Origin of the sequence: Ekhidna sp., from assembly GCF_039940915.1 — a bacterium.
Classification (GTDB): domain Bacteria; phylum Bacteroidota; class Bacteroidia; order Cytophagales; family Cyclobacteriaceae; genus Ekhidna.
This window is the reverse complement of sequence record NZ_JBDVFO010000001.1, coordinates 499,065-519,182: the sequence shown is the minus strand read 5'-3', so window position 1 is coordinate 519,182 and position 20,118 is coordinate 499,065. Positions and strand designations below refer to the sequence as shown.

Here is a 20,118-nt window from a genome sequence, read left to right as displayed (position 1 = left end):
GGGGTCCATTTTCTACGGCAAAACAACTACATTTAGCTTCTGGCAATTAGTAGAATGATGAGAAGCCATTTATTTACATTTTTTTCACTTTTCAGCTTACTGCTGATGGGGCAAATCACCGACGATTTCACCGATGGTGATTTTAGTGTCAATCCAACTTGGAGTGGTACGAGTACTTTTGGAGTTGATGATCCTTTTGAAATAGTTGAAGCAGACAATCAACTAAGAAGTCAGAATCTAGACATGGGGTCTGGCACAAGACGTGCTTACTTGAGCGCATCAGATGCAATTGACCTTTCCTCAGCAACTGCAGCATGGAATTTTAGATTCAGACTAGCATTTGCTCAGCCAGGCTCAGCTTCAACTAACTCAAACAATACATCAAGAGTTTATTTGATGAGTAACTCTTCCGATCTCAACGGAGATCTTAACGGGTACTATGTGGAATTAAGATATCCATCTTCTGATATTAATGAGGTTAGGTTGTATCGTCAGGATGCAGGAACTACCACCGAGCTTGCATTATCAGGGACAGTTCAAGCGCTTACTTCTCAGTCTTTTGCTGATGTGTCAATTACCCGATCGGAAGTTGGTTTATGGGAAGTTATGGTCAATGCAACGAGCCAAGGCACGGCGACTGACAATACATACAATGCTTCGACGCATTTTGGTGTACAGGTCAGGTACACTGCCAACTCAAGAGACAATGGATTTTACTTTGATGATTTTGCGAGCACAGTCACACCGATAGCTGATACGGATGCACCCACTATCCAATCAATTACCGCGATCTCAGCGACAGAAGTAGATGTTAAATTCAATGAAAATGTAGATGCAACAACCTCGCAAAATACAGGTAATTATGCCATTGATGGATCAATCACGGTCAGCAATGCAGTGCGTGATGGATCAGACAATTCTCTGGTTCATTTAACGACCACTTCGCTCTCAAATGGGACGACTTATACCGTTACTATCAACACTGTAGAAGACGAAAACAGTAATGCCATTGCGATGGATAGTCAGGACACATTTGAGTACTTGGTTTTTGAGGAGGCAGTAGCGTTTGATGTGGTGATCAATGAATTCATGCCCGATCCCAACCCTGTGGTAACCTCACTTCCCGATGCAGAATATGTAGAGCTTTACAATCGATCGGGGAAGTATTTCAATTTAGCAAACTGGACATTGGATGGGCAAACGCTGCCTGCTTTCACATTGGCTCCTGATTCTTATGTGGTTATTGTGGAAGATGATGACTTAGCGTTGTTTGGCGCATTTTCTGAAGTCATCGAAATCGGAACATTAAGCTTAAACAATTCCTCTGCCGATGACATAGTTCTTGCCGATGATAATGCAACTCCCATTCATTCCATTGCTTTTGAAGGTTCCACTGGAGGAACTTCAACGGAACTCATCAATCCGAACGGTCCGGACTACTCGGAAAACAACTACGGATTGAGTACGGATCCTGATGGGGGTACGCCTGGTGCTCAAAATTCAATCTTTGACGACACGCCTGACACTATTCCGCCAACAATCTTGTCTGTCACCGTGATTTCCAATACAGCACTTGATGTAGCTTTTGATGAAGTGCTTGCGGAGGCATCAGCAGAAACCAGCACGAATTATTCCATTGATGGTGGCATATCGGTCATTTCTGCCATGCGCGATGCTTCCAACAATCAGTTGGTGCATTTAACTGTTGATCCCTTGGTTTCAGGTGATTTGAGAACGTTGACAATCAACAATGTAACAGACTTATCCGGAAATGCCATTGCTAATGGAACCGCCCAGTTTGAATACATAGAGACAGCAGAAGCAGCGGTTGGAGATGTGATTGTCAATGAATTCCTAGCATCTCCCGATGTGGCCAGCACAATTCCCGATGCAGAATTCATCGAACTTCTCAATATATCCGATAAGTTTATTGACTTAGCCAACTGGACTTTTAGTGATAATTCTAGCGCTTCCGGTACCTTCCCTTCCTTTATTTTACGACCCAATGAATATGTGATTTTAACAGGTACGGGCAACGGATCCTTGTTTGATTCTTTTGGAGACGCAATTGAGATCCCCAGCTTCAGAAGTTTAAATGACAATGCAGACGAAATAACCCTCACCTCAGCACTTGCTGTGGATATCTACCAAGTATCCTATACAAGTTCTACTGATGGCATTTCAACGGAACTCATCAATCCGAATGGTCCGGACTACTCGGAAAACAACTACGGATTGAGTACGGATCCTGATGGGGGAACGCCTGGTGCTCAAAATTCAATCTTTGACGACACGCCTGACACCACTCCGCCAACAATCTTGTCTGTCACCGTGATTTCAAATACAGCACTTGATGTAGCTTTTGATGAAGTGCTTGCGGAGGCATCAGCAGAAACCAGTACGAATTATTCAATTGATGGTGGCATATCGGTCATTTCTGCCATGCGCGATGCTTCCAACAATCAGTTGGTGCATTTAACTGTTGATCCCTTGGTTTCTGCTGATTTGAGAACGTTGACAATCAACAATGTAACAGACTTATCCGGAAATGCCATTGCTAATGGAACCGCCCAGTTTGAATACATAGAGACAGCAGAGGCGGAAGTAGGAGACGTAATCATCAACGAATTTTTATCCAACCCCATTGACGATAATGACGATTTCATTGAGCTCTTCAATAATTCTGATAAGTTCATCGATATGGCCGCTTGGAAGGTAAGTGACAAATCTGCTACCTCAGAAGACTTGCCCTCGTTCATTTTACGTCCGGGAGAGTACCTGATTATTTACGACGAAGATGCCGCAACAGATTATTCAGGATTTGGCAATGCGCTGACCATTGCAAGCCTCACACTCAACAATTCAAACGATCAAATTGAAATCGTAAGCGGAACAGATATTCAGATAGATTTTTTGGCATATGAGGACAGTCAAGAAGATGGAGTTTCACTTGAACTAGTTAACCCTAACGACCCATGTCGCTCGCTCAAAAACTACATCCCATCGGTAGATCCATCAGGTAGTACACCTGGCCAACAGAATTCTGTGTTTGATGATGTGATTGATACCACTCCTCCAGGAGTGATGACGATAAAAGCGATTTCCAGTACTGAACTTGATCTGTCCTTTAGCGAAGCATTAAACAAGCTTGCAGCTGAGACGGTTGGGAATTATTCAATCGATGGAGGAATATCCATAATTTCAGCAGCGCTAGATGACTCGAACGATCAGCTTGTGCACCTTGTAGTTGATCCGCTGACTTCCGAAGATGTTAGAACACTGACCATCAACGGGGTGGAGGATTTATGTGGAAATCCAGTGGCTGGAGCAACTGTCCAATTTGAATATTTGGAAATTGAAGAAGCTGCACCAGGAGACGTGCTAATCAATGAGTTCTTGGCAAACCCCGTAAACAACAATGATGATTTTATTGAGCTGTATAATAATTCTACAAAGTTTATTGATATGGGTGGCTGGAAAATCAGCGATGAATCCTCTACATCTGAAGGTTTATCATCATTCATATTTAAGCCAGGTGAGTACCTGATCATTTATGATGAGGACGCCACTGTTGACTATTCAACTTTTGGCAATGCGCTGACAATAGCAAGTCTCACATTGAACAACTCGGACGATCAAATTGGGATAGTCGATGGCTCGGATTTACAAATTGACTTTTTGATATACGAAGAAAGCCAAGAGGATGGTGTTTCGCTGGAGCTCATAAACCCAGATGATCCATGTTTATCTCTTGATAGCTATGCTCCTTCCATCGACGCTTTTGGAAGTACACCAGGAAGACAAAACTCAGTTTTTGATACAACGCCAGATACTGAATTGCCAACCGTTCTATCCTATAATTTTGATACAAACCTCACCATTATTTTCTCTGAGGTTATGGAGGCAGTCAGTTTGCTCACAGGAAACTACAGCATGTCGGGAGGAATTACGGTTAATCAGGCAAGCGTTACCGATGAATTTCCAACCGCGGTAGAAATCTCTTTTAACGAACCGATAGAAGGAGGTGTTCTCTATGATTTAACGATATCAGGTCCCCAAGACTGTGCAGGAAATCCGATGGAAGAGACCACCATAAGTTTTGGTGTAGGTAGATTTCCAACCTTTAATGAATTGATTATTACAGAGATCATGTTTGATCCTGATCCTCAGATAGAGTTACCAAATCAGGAGTTTGTGGAGGTCTATAATGCTACCTCTGAGATTCTATCTATAGAAGGAATGAGTTTCACTGATGCAAGTGCTACCATTGGCCTTCCTGCTCGCATGCTGAATCCCGGAGCGTATTATGTGCTTGCCACTACTTCTGCGGCCGCAGAATTTTCAAGTAACGCCATTGGCGTGTCAAGCTTCCCTTCATTAAATAATGGAGGTGAGCAACTAATTCTTTCCCGTGGTGATGAATTGATTTTCTCACTAATGTACGACCCTGATTGGCATGACGAAGACAAGCGTAGCGGTGGTTACTCATTGGAGATGAGAGATATCTCTAATCCGTGCTTAGAAGATGCAAACAATTGGGGTAGCTCGCAGAATAACTTAGGGGGTACACCAGGCACTGTGAACTCCGTTACCCAAACAATTCCAGACAACTTCGGCCCGGAAATAGTATCAGTTACGGCGGTTACGGCGGATTCGATAAGGATAAGTTTTAGTGAAAAGATTGATCCATCCAGCGTAAATTCAGTTAGTGCGTCATTGAGCCCGGCCATTGATGTAGATCAAGTATTTTTTAACATTAACTACCCTGCGAATGTGACAATGACACTGGGTACATCACTTCAGGAAAGTGTTCCTTACGCGCTATCCATTGATAATGTCACAGACTGCTCAGGCAACGAAATCCAACAAGGTACTGCTGATTTTGCATTGCCAGTCCTAGCAACCAATGAAGACATAAAATTGAGTGAAGTACTATTCAACCCACGATCAAATGGCGTTGATTTTGTTGAAATCTATAACGATTCGGAAAAGTACATTAGCCTAAAGAATTGGGGATTGGGGAACCTGGATGATGAAGGTGAAATTGATGATGTGGATGTAATTACAACCAATGAATTAGTGATTGCACCTGGTCAATTCATGGCGTTTACAATAGGTGCCAATGCTCTTCTTACCAACTATCCCAAGGGGCAGTCTTCGAATTTTTTCGAGATGGGGGCTTTACCATCCTATCCAAACGATGAAGGGACGGTGCTGCTGATCGATCAGGATGAGACAATTGTGGAATCATTTTCCTATAACGAAGACTTTCACTACAACCTTTTGGAAAGTGTAGATGGCGTTTCATTGGAGCGCGTTTCCTTTGAAGAATCTGTCAATAATGGAGACAATTGGCGTTCTGCCAGTAGTGAAGAAGGTTTTGCAACCCCGGGTTATGCCAACTCCCAATCGTTTGTAAATGATAGAGCAGTGGGCACGGTCACGGCAAGTCCTGAAGTATTCATTCCTGGAAATGTAGGTTCGGGGAGAGATTTCACTACGATCAATTATCAATTTGACCAACCTGGCCAGTTTGCCAACGTTAACATTTATGATCAGACAGGAAGACTCGTAAAGAATCTTGCACAAGGTGTTTTGCTATCAACAGCAGGGTTTTTAAGATGGGATGGTGATACCAACGATGGGAAAACGGCTAGGATGGGTTACCATCTGATCATATTTGAAATATATGACAGCAGCGGAAATTCTGAAATAATTAAAGAAACAGTTGTAGTGGGGAGAGATTTCTAGTTCAGCTAAGCCATTTGGATTTATCCAATTATTTTTTGTGCTCCTTCCTGAGTATTTTCGCTTGTTTTTTACTTATTAGAGTTATTAAAATTCACTTACTATGAGCGAAAAGACTAGATATTCTGATGAAGAGCTAAAAGAGTTTGAAGACTTGATTCTTCAAAAACTAGAAAAAGCAAAAGAAGAACTCAATACTCTCAAAGGCTCCTTGACAAGAGAATCCGATGATAGTGGCGATAGTTTTTCTTCCGTCAAGACGCTGGAAGATGGTGCGGATACCGCAGAAAAAGAACATTTGAGCCAACTAGCAGGGCGCCAGCAGAAGTTTATCAACAACCTAGAAAATGCACTGGTAAGGATAAAAAATGGCACCTACGGAATATGTGTGGATACCGGAAAATTGATTTCCAAGGAAAGATTGAAAGCGGTGCCACATACCACACAAAGCATTGATGCAAAGCTGAACAGACAGTCATAATGGATTACCTGGCTAATCATATACAAGCCTTGGTTTTTTGTTCTCCGAAACCCATTACAGAAGAAGAGATTCAAGATTGTCTGAAGGAGATGTTTGATGCAGACGTTCCAGGCGATGATATTGTCGCAGGACTAAATACCATCGATGAAAAATTCAAGGACGATGATTTTGCCATGGAATTGGTCAAGTCCGGTGGTGGCTACCAGTTTTTAACCAAGCCAGCATATCAAGCGAGCATTGGGATTCTTCTTAAGCAGCAATCCAAAAAGAGGCTATCGAATTCTGCCTTGGAGACGCTTTCGATCATTGCATACAAGCAGCCAATTACAAAAAGTGAAGCAGAGCAGATTCGAGGAGTGAGTTGCGATTATTCGATACAAAAGCTGCTTGAAAAAGAGCTTGTTGAAATCAAAGGCAAATCAGAAGGCGTAGGTAGGCCTATTTTATATGGCACGAGCCAAAAGTTTATGGACTACTTTGGAATTAACGACCTAAAGGAGCTCCCAACCCCAAAAGACTTCACCACCGAAGAGAATACGATCGGTGATGAGAAAGAATAACAGGCAGCGAAAGCCCTGACTGCTTCAGGAGATTGAGACTTAGTCTGATAGAGCTATCCTTAAAAATGAATATGACTAAAACGAATTCCATGTGTGCCCTTGATAATAAACTCCATACACATGAAGCGACCCAATAAAAAGGAAACGGCAAAGCCCGTAGAAATTCGTCTCAATCGATTCATCGCCAATGCGGGAATCTGTTCTCGTCGCGAAGCTGATAATCTCATAGCTGCCGGACAAGTAAAAGTGAATGACAAGGTCATCACAGAGATGGGATATAAGGTAAAGAAGACGGATACTGTAGAGTATAAAGGAAGGAAGCTTAAGTCCGAAACTCATCAATATGTACTCCTGAACAAGCCACGAGGCTTTGTGACTACCACAAAGGATCCGCATGCCAAGCGTACGGTAATGGAGCTTGTTGACAAAGCTTGCGATGAGCGAATCTACCCTGTCGGTCGGTTAGACAAAGAAACTACAGGGTTGTTACTGTTCACAAATGACGGAGAAACTGCAAAGAAACTGACACATCCTTCCCATAAAGTAAAAAAGATCTATCAGGTCGAATTGGACAAAGCAATCACGAAAGATCATTTTGACACGATCTTGAATGGAGTAACATTGGATGATGGTCCAGCCTCTGTTAATGAGTTAGCATTGCTTGGAGATGATGGAAAAATGCTTGGCGTAGAAATTCATATCGGACGCAATCGGATTGTGCGCAGAATTTTTGAACACCTTGGCTACAATGTTAAAAAATTGGATCGGGTGATGTTTGCAGCTTTGACCAAAAAAAACCTACCCAGAGGTAAATACCGTCACCTCAGCCCAAAAGAAGTAATGGGAATTAAGGGAGTTAAATAATTACTTATTCATAGCATTGAGCATATAGCTGATGATTGAATCATTGGCCATGATTTTGTAGTGACCTAAGCCTTTCACATGTACGAAAGAAGCGTGAGACCATGCTTTTTCCAATTCCTCCCCTTTAGAGAAGGGTACAATTTGATCATCTTCACAGTAAAAGAGATGTGTATTTATTTTCTTTAGCTGATTCGACTTTAATCTAAGGTCGAAGTAGTCAATTGGTTGATGGTATTTCTCTTTCACCAACCCACACATTGCATTATATACCGCTTCATTGCATCCAACTTCACTTACAATGTCTCCAAAAAAGTACCGTACATATGGAGGGGCTGATATGGCAAAATAATTTTTTGGATGAAGCGCAGGTCCCAATTCACTCAAAACAATACCAACAGCAAGTGCGCCTATAGAGTGAGCAGCGATTGCTTCATAGGGGCCATTCTTAGCGATGTGTTGCTTAATGATATCCCTGAACTCCGGAAGAGCTGTTTGCTTGCCCTGCGAGTGTCCATGCGCACGCATGTCAATGGCCTCAACCTGGTAACCCTGTTCATTGAATGTGTTGATCATTTTCCTGAAGTCGGCTGCCTTTGATCTCCAACCATGACAGAGAAGAACTTTAGGGCCATGATTTCCCCAACGGTATGACTTAATAATGTCTCCTTTGTAGTTGTATTGAAACGATTCGGCGCTTTTAAGGATTTTTTTCTGAGGCTCAGAGAACCCTACACGTCCTGGAAGTGTAAAGTAATGCCAAATGATTTCAGCAGATTTTTTAGGAGAAGCATGCTGCAGTAAACCCAGCCCTTTCTTAATCAATTCTACTTTCCAATTTGTTTTTGGAGGACGCTCAGTCGGTCTGCTGATGTCCTCTCCTTTAACTTCTATGTGTGTTACCATATCAATATACCGATTGGTATTTTAGTGATTAAATTTTTTTATACTGAAATTTCATCAATTTGCTTAAGAACAAATTTTTTAACGAAAGAAAAGGATCTTCCATCTCCTTCAATTCTTGACAATGAGGTGACACCTTCAATGACTGAATAAAAGAAATTAGCAAATTCTTCCGCATCTACATCTCGCTTAATCTGTCCCTCAAGAATTCCCCTATTGACCATTTTAATAATGGAATCTTTCAATAGCGCAATGGAACGAATAACCTTGGATCTCAGGAAAGGCAAACTATCATCAGCTTCTATGGAAGAATTTAGCACTGGACATCCTCCTGGAATCGGCGGTTTGTCTATGTACTCCTTATAGAATTCAACAATTGCTCTCAATTTATCAGGGGCGGTTTGTGCGCTGCGAACTCTTTTCCCTATTTCAGTCGCAACAATTTCAACGCCTTTTTCAAATGCGGCAGTGGCTACTTCATCCTTATTCTTGAAATTTCCATAAATGGCTCCTTTCGTGATTCCAGTAGCAGATGTGATATCTGAAATGGATGCAGCAGCATAGCCCTTTGTATTGAAAATGGGAAGAGCTTTATCTATTATTAACTGTTTTGTGAGTTCTGAGTTACGAGCCATGATGCAAATATACCGATCGGTATATTAATACGAAAGTTAATTTAAAAAGTTTCTAAAAATAGTATGCATGCATACTAAATTGAGGAATTGATTTATCTTCGAGGATCAAAGAATTGTTACGAGTGAGGCAAACCCTAAAACAATACTTAATTGAAGGAGAGTACTATTCCAATCGGTGTATAGGCTTATCTTTATTCCATGGTGCTGAATTGAGTGGTGCTGAGTGGATTGGACCGGCTGGCGTTCCATCGGAGTGGCGTTCCACCCACCGACTCACGGAGTTGGTGATTGGAGGGCACAAAAAAAGCCACCCTGAAGAGAGTGGCTTACAAAAAAGTGGTGCTGAGTGGATTCGAACCACCGACTCACGGATTTTCAGTCCGATGCTCTACCAACTGAGCTACAGCACCAAATTTTGGGTTGGCAAAACTAGGTATTTCTTTGAAAAGGCAAAATTTAAATTGAAGTTCGTAGAAAGATTTTTTTAAAGCATTATGGAATATATCCCTCAAATCGTCTTTGCACTCATCGCTGGATTCTTCGGATTCCTCATTTATCGTAGAATTTCGCAGATTTCTAAGAACATTAAGCTAGGACGAGATATAGATCTTTCCGGAAATAAAAGTGAGCGAATAAAGAACATGATTCTTGTTGCATTTGGTCAAAAGAAGATGTTTAAGCGTCCAATTCCAGCCTTGCTTCACCTTTTGATTTATGTTGGGTTTGTACTCATCAACATAGAGGTTCTTGAAATCATCATTGATGGGCTATTTGGAACACATAGAGTTGCTGCACCCATTTTGGGAGGATTCTATTCAGGCTTGATAAATTTTTTCGAGTTTCTGGCCATGGGAGTAATATTCTCCTGTTTGGTATTTCTAATTCGAAGAAACATTTTACGTGTTAATCGTTTCAAAAAAATTGAAATGGTGGGCTGGCCTTCGCTAGATGCCAATCTCATCTTAATTATTGAGACCCTCTTGATGATAGCAATCCTTGGTATGAATGGGGCGGATCAAATCTTGCAACAACGAGGAGCTGAACATTACACAGTTACAGGTTCATTCTTTTTTAGTTCAACCATGTTTGGATGGATGGATCAATTTAGTGTAGGAACACTCATGATCATTGAACGAGTAGCCTGGTGGTTTCACATCGTTGGAATTTTTGCCTTTGCGCTCTATGTGACCTACTCGAAACATCTTCATATTTTCCTTGCTTTCCCAAACACATACTACAGTAGACTAGATCCAAAAGGGAAAATGAACAATATGGAAGAGATTACCAATGAAGTAAAAATCATGCTCGGCATGCCTGTGGAGGGTGATGGTACACCACCTCCCGAAGGAATGAAATTTGGCGCAAAGGATGTGAATGATCTCACCTGGAAAAATCTGATGGATGCGTATTCTTGCACAGAATGTGGTAGATGCACTTCCGAGTGCCCTGCCAATCTCACTGGTAAGAAGCTTTCTCCAAGAAAGATCATGATGGATACAAGGGACCGATTAGAGGATGTAGGAAAGAACGGATTAGATGATGGGAAATCGCTTCTCGGCGACTATATCACAAAGGAAGAAATAAATGCATGCACCAATTGCAATGCGTGCGTAGAAGCTTGCCCTGTAAACATTAACCCACTGGATATCATTATGCAAACCAGGAGGTATGTTGCCATGGAAGAATCAGCAGCACCAGACTCTTGGAATGCAATGTTTCAGAACGTAGAGACCAACTTCGCACCTTGGAAGTTTGGTGTGCAAGACAGATTCAACTGGTCTAACGAATTAAAAGAAGGAAAATGAGTGAAATACAAATACCTACAGTAGCAGATTTAGTAGCTAAAGGCGAAAAACCAGATGTCCTCTTTTGGGTTGGATGTGCAGGATCCTATGATGACCGCTACAAGAACGTGACAAAAGCATTTGTTAAAATATTAAATAAAGTTGGGGTGAAATTTGCTGTGCTTGGTCCAGAAGAAACCTGCACAGGAGACCCGGCAAGAAGAGCAGGAAATGAATTTCTTTTTCAGATGCAGGCAATGGCTAACATTCAAGTCTTGAATGGATATGAGATTCAAAAGATTGTAACCGCATGCCCACATTGTTTCAACACGCTGAAGAATGAATATCCTGAACTTGGAGGAAACTACGATGTGATTCATCATTCACAGTTTTTACAGGAATTAATTAATGAAGGGAAGGTAGCACTCAAAGGAGGTGGTGAGTTCAAAGGCCGGAAAATCACTTATCATGATTCATGTTTTTTAGGAAGAGCTAATAATGTCTACTCAGCACCAAGAGCGGTATTGGAGGCGTTAGATGCAGAACTTGTAGAGATGAAGCGATGCAAGACAAAAGGACTCTGCTGTGGAGCTGGTGGAGCACAGATGTTTAAAGATGCGGAGACAGGGAACAAAGAAATTAACATCGAGCGTACAGAGGAGGCACTCGAGACAAAAGCAGACACCATAGCGGTTGCCTGCCCATTTTGTATGACCATGATGGCAGATGGAGTGAAAAGCAAAGAGAAGGAGGATTCTGTAAAAGTGAAAGACCTGGCGGAACTCATAGCTGAATCAGAAGGTTTGTAGTGACATGTTGATTCCATTTCAAGAAATGCCAAACAATGCTCGCTTGTGGATATACCAAGCAGAGCGAAAATTATCATTGGAAGAAGTACAATTGGTTAAAACCAATACAGAAGCCTTTCTTTCACAATGGAGGGCACACGGTCAGGATTTGAAATCGTCGTTTACCGTAGAGTACGATCAATTTCTAGTAATCACAGTGGATGAGTCCTTTAGTCAGGCCAGTGGCTGTAGTATAGATGCATCTGTGCACTTAATAAAGGGCCTCGAGTCTGCATTGAATGTTTCATTCATGACCACCAGTAAAGTTGCATTTCTTCAAAACGAAGAAATTAAGCTTTATCCGTTTAATGAGTTGAAAACTCAAGCAAAGGAAAAAGTGATTACTTCCGAAACCTTGGTTTTTGATAACACAGTTGAGAATATTGCTGAATTTAAATCCCGGTGGCTCAAAGAAAGTGGTGCAACTTGGGTAAAGAGATTTTTCAGCAATTCTTGAAAATAAAGCCCAGAGATGGAATTTTGCTGCAAGAAACTGGCAGTAGTTTCATCAGGCAAAATTAATTTCGAGAATTAGAACAAGGGAAAGAATGTCTATTCTTGTTTCATCTTTAACTAATTTCGATAAATCATCCGGTACCAAATTTTCGTTATTTCTGTATGCGATTAATTCAATATCTGTTTTTAGTTTTTTTCATATTCAGCTGTTCGCTTGAAAAGAGTATGAACAACGCCGAATTTGATGCGGTGATTTCCAAGCTAGGTGGCTCACCTGAAAAGAATTCACCAGAGGAAAATATGATGGTAGGAGATGCTTTTCGCAAATCCAATCGATTGGTAGAGTCAATTCCCTTCTATCAGGCTGCCATCAATGAAGGAACATCTGATGAAGCTGCTAATCTTTATCTGGCACAAGGCTTAAAGGTGGAGCAACGATATGATGAGGCACAAAGAGTATTGGACAATTATGTGCCCAGGGCAAGAGATCAGAAAATAAAATCACTTGCGGAAAGAGAAATTCAAAACTTGCGCAAGATTGATGACCTCAAAGACAACGAAAGCTATTATAGAGTAAAAAATCTGGGTGATATAAATACCGAGAGGGCTGAGTATTCTCCAGTATTTAGCGGTAATTCTTTGTATTTCACATCAAACAGGGATGTGGCGAAGATTTACAGAACAACAGGGACACCCTTTACGGATATTTATCGAGTAGCATCCAAAGGAGCAAATGTTAATATAAGCACGCTCGGGCCTCTTGATCCGGTCATAAATCATGTTGATACCAATGAAGGCTCTGTCGCGATTTCTCCCGATGGTGGCTCCATGATTTTTGCCAAGGGCAACGATGGAAAAGCAAAAGGATATAGTGAGGTTAATCTTTTCTTCACACGATATCGAAACGGGAAATGGTCAGAGCCAGTGCCGCTCTCAATCAATGTAGCGGAGGCATGGGATTCAACACCCACTTTTTCTCCCGATGGTACCACACTTTATTTTTCATCTACCCGACCCGGAGGATATGGAGGAGCAGACCTTTACCAAGCAAAAGTGAATCGAAGAGGCAGATGGGTAGATGTAAGAAATCTTGGCCCTGAGATAAATAGTGCTGGAGATGATGTGTTTCCTTATGTAAGTCAAGATGGTAGTCTATATTTTTCTTCAGATGGTCATGCTGGATTTGGCAAATTGGATATATTCCGTGCGGTCAGAGAAGGAGGACACGTGAGCATTGAAAACTTAGGTAAGCCGATGAACTCTTCTGCAGATGACTTTGGTCTCTATCAATTTAATCTACAAAAAGGGTTTTTTACCTCGAATAGAAAAGGAGGAAAAGGGGATGATGATATATACACGTTCATCAATGATGACCCGGATCTCAAAGTGGTAAACTATTTTCTTACCGGGACTACAGTAACTACAGATGATGCGGGCGATGAAATCATCCTACCAAATACGAAGATTTCGCTAACCACAGACAATGGAGAAGTATTGGATGAAGCATTTACAAATGCAGACGGTTCATTCAAATTCCGAGTATACCCTGAAGAACACTATGATCTGATAAGTGAAAAAACAGACTATTTCACCGTGAGAAAAGATTTCACGACTATTGGCAAGACCGTTGATAAGTCGACATTGACAGAGTTTATCACAAACGTGAACTTTGAAACGAAGATCAGGATGGATCCGATCGTGCTAGAAAAAGCCATTGTCCTCGAAAATATTTACTATGATTTAGATAAATATGATATCCGTGCGGATGCGGCATTGGTTCTCGATAGTCTGGTTCAAATAATGAATGACAACCCTGAGATTTACATTGAGCTAGGGTCACATACAGATGATCGAGCTGACGATAACTATAACCTTAGGCTTTCACTTCAAAGAGCTCAATCTGCTGTTAGGTATATCATAAATGAAGGAGTTTTAGCAGAACGCATAGTGGCCAAAGGTTACGGAGAGTCTCAGTTAATTATCAAAAAGGCGCGGACAGAAGAAGAGCATCAGCGAAATCGGAGAACAGAGTTTAAGGTACTTCGCTACAATCCACGTGATAGAAATGACGACCTTCCCCCAGACGAATCTGTAGACGAGTATGACCGATTCTTCAAGGATTCTGGCGATGGAAAGTGATAAAGCCTTTTCTTTGCAAATAAAAAAAACAGCATGACGGACAGGTATGCCCAGCGGGGAGTTTCAGCCGACAAAGAGGATGTACACTCAGCAATCAAAAATATTGATAAAGGCTTATATCCCAAGGCTTTTTGCAAGATTGTAGAGGATATATCAGGAGACCCTGAATATTGTACGATCATGCATGCGGACGGTGCAGGAACCAAGTCTTCTCTGGCATATCTGTACTGGAAGGAAACAGGTGATGTTAGTGTCTGGAAAGGAATTGCTCAAGACGCGATCATCATGAATGTAGATGACCTTTTGTGCGTAGGCTCTACGGATAATATTCTCCTCTCCTCGACCATTGGAAGGAATAAGAATCTGATTTCAGGTGAAGTTATTTCTGAGATCATCAATGGGACGGAGGAAGTGTTGCAAATGCTCCGTGATAATGGGATAAACATTACTTCTACAGGTGGTGAAACTGCCGATGTTGGTGATTTGGTTAAAACCATCATTGTAGATAGCACAGTGACCGCTCGCATGAAGCGAGCAGAGGTTATTAACAATGAAAATATCCGTGCGGGAGATCTGATTGTGGGCATTGCCTCATATGGTCAGGCTACTTATGAAAAAGAATACAATGGAGGAATGGGGAGCAATGGGTTGACTTCTGCTCGCCATGATGTATTCGATAAAATATATGCCGATAAGTATCCCGAATCATTCGATCAGGGAGTGCCGCGAGATTTGATATACAGCGGCTCAAAGCGGCTCACAGATTCCGTGCAGAATTCTCCCCTCGATGCAGGTAAGCTTGTGCTATCACCAACGAGAACTTACGGCCCCATCATTAAATCAATCCTGAAAGAACTACGCTCTGAAATTCATGGAATGATCCACTGCAGTGGAGGTGCCCAAACCAAGGTCTTACATTTTGTAGACCAGGTTCGTGTAGTAAAGGATAACATGCTTCCAATACCTCCGTTGTTCCAAATGATTCATGAGGAAAGCGGAACGGACTGGAAAGAAATGTATAAGGTTTTCAACATGGGTCATCGAATGGAAATTTACGCTGATGAGGAATCAGCGGATGAAATAGTAGAAATCGCTCGATCATTCAACGTAGAAGCGCAGGTAGTAGGTCGCGTAGAAGCATCCGACACGAAAGAATTGATTATACAGTCCGAACACGGTATATTTAGCTATTAAGTCCACCTCTCATAGTAAACCTTATTTGACTTAATATGCGGTTTTTAAAAGACTTGGTGGTTTTACTTGTTCCTATTCGAGTTGCTTTCTTTATTCAATCTTTGAAGCACCGAATAAAACTGAAAGAGACATCCCTGGTTCCGTTGAGTGATATCGACATCAGTACGGAGGGAGGGCTGGAAAAGAAAATTCAACGCATTTCTTTCGAAATTTCAAATACATGTAATTACACAAGCATTCATCCAGAATGTCCCGTTTCTTGCTATAAGAGCGCAAATATTTTGGATAAAAAAATCGTATTCAAAGTCATTGATGAATTGAAAGAGTTGAATTACTCAGGATATATTGCCTTCCATCGCTACAATGAACCCATGATAAATAAGGAAAGGCTGTATGCATATCTTGAATATATAAATAATGCACTTCCCAATGCAAAGATGGCCATATTGACGAATGGCTCTTATTTAAATCAGGAGGAAGTAGATACTTTGGATAAGTTCAACGTTTGGAGTGTGAGTGTATCCGCCTATTCGAAAAAAGAGTATATCAGGCTCAAAAAGCTCACTACTAATAAAATTAAGTACTCCATTTTCTATTCTGTATTAGATGCTCGATTAAGCGTATATGAAAAAGAGCCATTGGATCTCAAGATGCCATGCTACACAACCATTAGAGACATTACCATTAACTGTCATGGACAGCTTGCTTTGTGTTGTTTTGATTGGAATAACGAGGTGACTTTTGGCAGTCTGAAGGAAAATAGCTTATCAGAATTACTGAACTCTCCTCGTTTTTTGGATGCCCACGACAACCTAACCGCAGGGAATAGAAAGTTCGAGGTATGTAGACGATGTGATACTTGCAGATAATAGTTGAATACCTTCCTGATAGGCCAACAGCTAACCCATTGTCAGGGGCTGAACAATTGATTTCTTAATTAATGGCAACATGCAACTTCCAGATGAACAATTACGATCTTATGGTTATGAGATCGATTATTACTTTAATGCTTCTAATGGTTGCTGCTTTCCACACGCAAGGGCAGGAAAAAAAATCCGTCGTTATCGTTGAGTTGTTTACCTCCGAAGGCTGCTCAAGTTGTCCTCCAGCTGATCGTCTACTTTCAAATATCGTAAATAATGACAATGAGCACATAGACGTGTTGGGGTTGTCATTTCATGTGGACTATTGGGATTACATAGGCTGGAAAGATCCGTATGCAGAAAAGTTGTACACGGTACGTCAAAGAGCTTATGCCCGTAGATTTGGATTGAATTCGATATATACCCCACAGATGATAGTCAATGGGAAACATGAATTTGTTGGCTCCAGTCGATCTGAGTTGAATAAGGCGCTTGTCTTGGAAGCAAAAGCTACTTCTAAAGAGGGTTTTGAAGTTTCCATTCTATCTAAAACCAAAACTTCGATTGCCTTCTCTGTTAAATCAAACAATACTGCTAATTCTCAGATCAACGTTGCGATCATCGAAAAAAACCTTTCACAAGATGTAAAAAGAGGGGAAAACCGGGGTAGAACACTCACCCACGACAATGTTGTTCGTGCTTTTGATACGAGGAGTTTTGATGGGAAAGAGAACAAATTTCAATTGTCTTTGCCGGAAGACCTGGTGATAGCAAATGCTAGTCTAATCATTTACGCCCAAGCTAGCAGTACGTGGTATGTCAATTCAGCTACTCAAATCAAGCTTAGTGATTTATCACAATGATTCACTTTCATCTGCAGGATTAATTCTGCTAATCAATACGTATCATATTTTTCAGTTTTTATGTTTTCTTTTGATACAAAAATTAATGTATGAAAGAATGGTATGGTGTGCTGGCTGATCATAAAATCAGTCTGCTCCCTATTACAGGTGCCCACATCAAAGAAATGCGGAAGCTGAGTTCAGATGCTGACGTATGGACATGGTACACGGAAGACTTAACGAATCCTGATGCTTTGGAGCGTTGGATGACCAATAGGTTGGAGGAGACTGAGCGTGGTAAAATGATGACCTATACAGTACAGCTAAAGGAAACCGAGGATATTATTGGCGCCACAAGCTATGGACATATCGACTGGGAAGAGAAATGCATTGAAATTGGTTGGACATGGCTGAGTAAGCAGTACATTGGCGCGGGGATAAACAAGCACATGAAATTTTTGATGTTGCAACATGCCTTTGAAAAAATGAATATTGAGCGACTTGAATTGCGAACAGATGAAAGAAATGTCCGTTCAAGAAAGGCAATGGAAAAAATTGGAGCAACTTATGATGGCACACTAAGGAATCATCGCTCTACCCAAGGTAATCGAAGAAGGGATACGGTAGTTTATAGCATTCTTAAATCGGAATGGATTGAAATAAAAGGCACAATTTTCAAAGATTTCTAATGGAAGTAGCTCTCATTCTTCTTTCAGTATTGCTAATAGCCGGCGGAATCGTTTTTTCCATTTTACCTCCGTTGCCTGGCCCTGTGCTTACATATGGAGCCATGATTTGCACACATACAGTTTCCAACGATACCGAATTCAGTACCACTTCATTTGTTGTTTGGGGCATCATCGGGATCATTATCACAATTGCTGATTATGTATTGCCTGTGGCTGCCACCAAAAAATTTGGGGGCACCAAAGCGGGGGTCATCGGAGGAATGATCGGCATGGTAGCAGGTGTATTGCTTCCAATTCCTTTTGGAATTATTCTTGGTCCTTTACTTGGAGCTATTATCGGGGACCTTTATGGAGGCAACCGAATCAGGTCTGCTTTCAAGTCTGGATTTGGCTCTTTCTTGGGCTTTTTGCTGGCGACCTCATTGAAATTGCTCTACTCCGTCATTCTAGGAGCTGCAATAGCTTGGAAAGTTGGTGGGTTTACGGCTAATGCAATAATGGAGATGTTTTAGATCAAAAGCATGCTGATAAGTCCGGCAGCAATCAAAACATCAATGTATATTCTTATAGACTTGAAGTCACTCATTTTGTCGGCTTTGCTTAGCCGATAAGCCATCCAGAATATGAAGATGAGTACAGCAAAGAAGAAGTACCTCACATGCCAATTTGGTATTGACAATAAATAGAAAGTTAGAATACCAACCCCAGCAACCCCAGCAAGGTAAATTGTCAGTTTAGCACCTCTAATCCCCCAAACGATCGGTATAGATTGAATGCCAAATTGCACTTCGCCTTGGGCACTAATGATGTCTTTTATGCTCTCCCTTATAAAAACCGTAACGCATGCGAACATTGCGTAAGCCACTACAAGTAGGCTAAACTCCCGGAAGTATACCATGACCAAAAGCAAAGTGAGACAGGCCAAAAAGGCGATCGTTAGCGTACCAAGAATTAGCCACCTTCGAATCACAATGCTGTACGTCCAAAGTGCCCCAGCGGAAAAAACATGAATAGCACCGATAGCAGGATCAATTAAGAAGCCAATGCCTATACCTGAGAATGTCAAAAAAACGTGAGAGAAAAGTGCCAGTCTTCTTCTAAAGGAGGTACCAACAATCACCTTGGTTGGGCGATTAACCATGTCTATTTTTTGATCGAAGTAATCGTTTATGATATAACCAGCAGCTCCAATCATTCCTGTGCTAAAGATGAAAAGCAAAAAATTAGGTTCAAGTAAAGTGGAGAGCGACTTACTTAAAAGATAGTAGGCAGTGATAAACTGAGTAAGCCCAATGATAACTAAGTTAGGAATCCTACTTGCTGTCAAAAAACCAACGGTATTCCTCGTAAGAAAATTCACCTGTTCTTTTGAATGCTATCAGTAACCACCTGGTATAGGTTCTTCATTGCTTCATCTTTCAACATCTCCAGATGCGTGTTAATCGTCTCGTCGTCTTCTCTAATTGCAGGGCCAGTCTGAGACTTTGATGGGTTTAGTTCAATGGCCTTTTTTAAGGTTTCCTCTACCAATGGCTGAATGTCTTGAAAAGTCATATCCAAACTTGACAACAACTTTTCTGACAAATGGAACATGTGATTGCTGAAATTGCAAGCGAAAACTGCTGCCAAATGCAGCTTAGATCTGTTGGTAGATGTCAGAAGCCTTACATCATTACTAAAGCTTCTCACGAATGTGAAAATATCACGCTCTCCCTCATCCGACCCTTCTATAAAAATCGGAAATGCAGTAAAGTCAATCTCTTTAGTCTTGCTAAAAGTTTGCAATGGATACATGACACCATGTTTGGCATGTTTTGCCAGATCAGCAATTGGGTTTGATCCTGATGTATGAAGTACGACAGCTTCTGATACGGGGATTTGATCAGAGACTTCCTTTATTATATCGTCGGGAACGCTCAATACAATGAGATCAAATGAATCTGGACTTAACTGATCCAGAGAAAGAATGAACTCTTCATTTGGTTCACGGGAGAAAATAGTTACCTCATGACGCCTGGAGGATATTCGTTTGGCTAAATGATAGCCAACATTTCCATACCCAATGATTGCTACCTTGCTCATTTAGTAAAAATAGAAGATAAAACCGCAAAAGTG

The 20,118-nt window shown here is 41.3% G+C and carries 17 protein-coding genes and 1 tRNA gene; 13 read left to right on the top strand and 5 right to left on the bottom strand.

Annotated features, from left to right (window positions below):
* Positions 1-105 precede the first annotated feature (105 nt).
* From ABJF57_RS02365 to ABJF57_RS02350, 4 genes are all read left to right on the top strand, one after another.
* Complete coding sequence (locus ABJF57_RS02365) at positions 106-5,751, top strand: lamin tail domain-containing protein (protein WP_462231621.1); 5,646 nt, start codon at positions 106-108, stop codon at positions 5,749-5,751.
* Between the two features lie 100 nt (positions 5,752-5,851).
* On the top strand, positions 5,852-6,229 hold the full coding sequence (locus ABJF57_RS02360; protein WP_462231622.1) for a TraR/DksA family transcriptional regulator: 378 nt from the start codon (positions 5,852-5,854) through the stop codon (positions 6,227-6,229).
* Positions 6,229-6,789 carry an SMC-Scp complex subunit ScpB gene (gene scpB / locus ABJF57_RS02355; RefSeq protein ID WP_462231624.1) on the top strand — a complete coding sequence of 187 codons (561 nt, stop codon included), beginning with the start codon at positions 6,229-6,231 and terminating at the stop codon, positions 6,787-6,789. Before ABJF57_RS02360 ends, scpB begins: the two co-directional genes overlap by 1 nt.
* 120 nt (positions 6,790-6,909) lie before the next feature.
* Positions 6,910-7,653, top strand: a complete 744-nt coding sequence (locus ABJF57_RS02350) for a pseudouridine synthase (RefSeq protein ID WP_462231626.1) — start codon at positions 6,910-6,912, stop codon at positions 7,651-7,653.
* Here the strand turns inward: ABJF57_RS02350 and ABJF57_RS02345 are convergent, their stop codons facing one another.
* The 3 genes from ABJF57_RS02345 to ABJF57_RS02335 all read right to left on the bottom strand — a co-directional run bounded on the left by ABJF57_RS02345 (position 7,654) and on the right by ABJF57_RS02335 (position 9,598).
* Positions 7,654-8,556, bottom strand: a complete 903-nt coding sequence (locus ABJF57_RS02345) for an alpha/beta hydrolase (RefSeq protein ID WP_462231629.1) — start codon at positions 8,554-8,556, stop codon at positions 7,654-7,656.
* A 38-nt stretch (positions 8,557-8,594) separates the two neighbouring features.
* Complete coding sequence (locus ABJF57_RS02340) at positions 8,595-9,188, bottom strand: TetR/AcrR family transcriptional regulator (protein ID WP_462231631.1); 594 nt, start codon at positions 9,186-9,188, stop codon at positions 8,595-8,597.
* Positions 9,189-9,525: 337 nt separating this feature from the next.
* Positions 9,526-9,598 (bottom strand) — tRNA-Phe (locus ABJF57_RS02335).
* Between the two features lie 84 nt (positions 9,599-9,682).
* On the opposite strand from ABJF57_RS02335, the gene ABJF57_RS02330 reads away from it, so the two are divergent.
* The 9 genes from ABJF57_RS02330 to ABJF57_RS02290 all read left to right on the top strand — a co-directional run bounded on the left by ABJF57_RS02330 (position 9,683) and on the right by ABJF57_RS02290 (position 18,515).
* Positions 9,683-10,993 (top strand): 4Fe-4S dicluster domain-containing protein, encoded by a 1,311-nt coding sequence (locus tag ABJF57_RS02330; RefSeq protein ID WP_462231633.1) that lies wholly within the window; start codon positions 9,683-9,685, stop codon positions 10,991-10,993.
* Entirely contained in the window at positions 10,990-11,781 is a 792-nt protein-coding gene (locus ABJF57_RS02325; RefSeq protein WP_462231635.1) for a (Fe-S)-binding protein, read from the top strand. Before ABJF57_RS02330 ends, ABJF57_RS02325 begins: the two co-directional genes overlap by 4 nt.
* Positions 11,782-11,824: 43 nt before the next feature.
* The gene (locus ABJF57_RS02320) at positions 11,825-12,277 is read left to right on the top strand and encodes a hypothetical protein (RefSeq protein WP_462236004.1); all 453 of its coding nucleotides are present in this window, start codon (positions 11,825-11,827) and stop codon (positions 12,275-12,277) included.
* A 224-nt stretch (positions 12,278-12,501) separates the two neighbouring features.
* The gene (locus tag ABJF57_RS02315; protein WP_462231639.1) at positions 12,502-14,415 is read left to right on the top strand and encodes an OmpA family protein; all 1,914 of its coding nucleotides are present in this window, start codon (positions 12,502-12,504) and stop codon (positions 14,413-14,415) included.
* 33 nt (positions 14,416-14,448) lie between these two features.
* A complete protein-coding gene (locus ABJF57_RS02310; RefSeq protein WP_462231641.1) occupies positions 14,449-15,609 on the top strand; it encodes an AIR synthase related protein in 1,161 nt (386 codons plus the stop codon).
* Positions 15,610-15,644: 35 nt separating this feature from the next.
* Positions 15,645-16,478 (top strand): SPASM domain-containing protein, encoded by an 834-nt coding sequence (locus ABJF57_RS02305; RefSeq protein ID WP_462231643.1) that lies wholly within the window; start codon positions 15,645-15,647, stop codon positions 16,476-16,478.
* 116 nt (positions 16,479-16,594) lie between these two features.
* Positions 16,595-17,335, top strand: coding sequence for a DUF1223 domain-containing protein (locus tag ABJF57_RS02300; protein ID WP_462231645.1), 741 nt, complete (start codon positions 16,595-16,597; stop codon positions 17,333-17,335).
* An 89-nt stretch (positions 17,336-17,424) separates the two neighbouring features.
* Complete coding sequence (locus ABJF57_RS02295) at positions 17,425-18,003, top strand: GNAT family N-acetyltransferase (RefSeq protein WP_462231647.1); 579 nt, start codon at positions 17,425-17,427, stop codon at positions 18,001-18,003.
* Positions 18,003-18,515: a DUF456 domain-containing protein gene (locus ABJF57_RS02290; protein ID WP_462231649.1), complete on the top strand. Its 513-nt coding sequence runs from the start codon at positions 18,003-18,005 to the stop codon at positions 18,513-18,515. The genes ABJF57_RS02295 and ABJF57_RS02290 overlap by 1 nt, the downstream gene beginning before the upstream one ends.
* Here the strand turns inward: ABJF57_RS02290 and ABJF57_RS02285 are convergent.
* Entirely contained in the window at positions 18,512-19,363 is an 852-nt protein-coding gene (locus ABJF57_RS02285; protein ID WP_462231651.1) for a geranylgeranylglycerol-phosphate geranylgeranyltransferase, read from the bottom strand. The two genes, ABJF57_RS02290 and ABJF57_RS02285, sit on opposite strands and share 4 nt — an antisense overlap.
* Positions 19,360-20,085: a Rossmann-like and DUF2520 domain-containing protein gene (locus ABJF57_RS02280; RefSeq protein WP_462231654.1), complete on the bottom strand. Its 726-nt coding sequence runs from the start codon at positions 20,083-20,085 to the stop codon at positions 19,360-19,362. Before ABJF57_RS02280 ends, ABJF57_RS02285 begins: the two co-directional genes overlap by 4 nt.
* Between the last annotated feature and the right edge of the window lie 33 nt (positions 20,086-20,118).

Excerpts from the sequence above, each read along its gene's own strand:
- ABJF57_RS02365 (WP_462231621.1), top strand. The coding sequence starts at position 106 with ATGGGGCAAATCACCGACGATTTCACCGATGGTGATTTTAGTGTCAAT.
- ABJF57_RS02360 (WP_462231622.1), top strand. The coding sequence starts at position 5,852 with ATGAGCGAAAAGACTAGATATTCTGATGAAGAGCTAAAAGAGTTTGAA.
- scpB (WP_462231624.1), top strand. The coding sequence starts at position 6,229 with ATGGATTACCTGGCTAATCATATACAAGCCTTGGTTTTTTGTTCTCCG.
- ABJF57_RS02350 (WP_462231626.1), top strand. The coding sequence starts at position 6,910 with ATGAAGCGACCCAATAAAAAGGAAACGGCAAAGCCCGTAGAAATTCGT.
- ABJF57_RS02345 (WP_462231629.1), bottom strand. The coding sequence starts at position 8,556 with ATGGTAACACACATAGAAGTTAAAGGAGAGGACATCAGCAGACCGACT.
- ABJF57_RS02340 (WP_462231631.1), bottom strand. The coding sequence starts at position 9,188 with ATGGCTCGTAACTCAGAACTCACAAAACAGTTAATAATAGATAAAGCT.
- ABJF57_RS02330 (WP_462231633.1), top strand. The coding sequence starts at position 9,683 with ATGGAATATATCCCTCAAATCGTCTTTGCACTCATCGCTGGATTCTTC.
- ABJF57_RS02325 (WP_462231635.1), top strand. The coding sequence starts at position 10,990 with ATGAGTGAAATACAAATACCTACAGTAGCAGATTTAGTAGCTAAAGGC.
- ABJF57_RS02315 (WP_462231639.1), top strand. The coding sequence starts at position 12,502 with ATGAACAACGCCGAATTTGATGCGGTGATTTCCAAGCTAGGTGGCTCA.
- ABJF57_RS02310 (WP_462231641.1), top strand. The coding sequence starts at position 14,449 with ATGACGGACAGGTATGCCCAGCGGGGAGTTTCAGCCGACAAAGAGGAT.
- ABJF57_RS02305 (WP_462231643.1), top strand. The coding sequence starts at position 15,645 with ATGCGGTTTTTAAAAGACTTGGTGGTTTTACTTGTTCCTATTCGAGTT.
- ABJF57_RS02300 (WP_462231645.1), top strand. The coding sequence starts at position 16,595 with ATGAGATCGATTATTACTTTAATGCTTCTAATGGTTGCTGCTTTCCAC.
- ABJF57_RS02295 (WP_462231647.1), top strand. The coding sequence starts at position 17,425 with ATGAAAGAATGGTATGGTGTGCTGGCTGATCATAAAATCAGTCTGCTC.
- ABJF57_RS02290 (WP_462231649.1), top strand. The coding sequence starts at position 18,003 with ATGGAAGTAGCTCTCATTCTTCTTTCAGTATTGCTAATAGCCGGCGGA.
- ABJF57_RS02280 (WP_462231654.1), bottom strand. The coding sequence starts at position 20,085 with ATGAGCAAGGTAGCAATCATTGGGTATGGAAATGTTGGCTATCATTTA.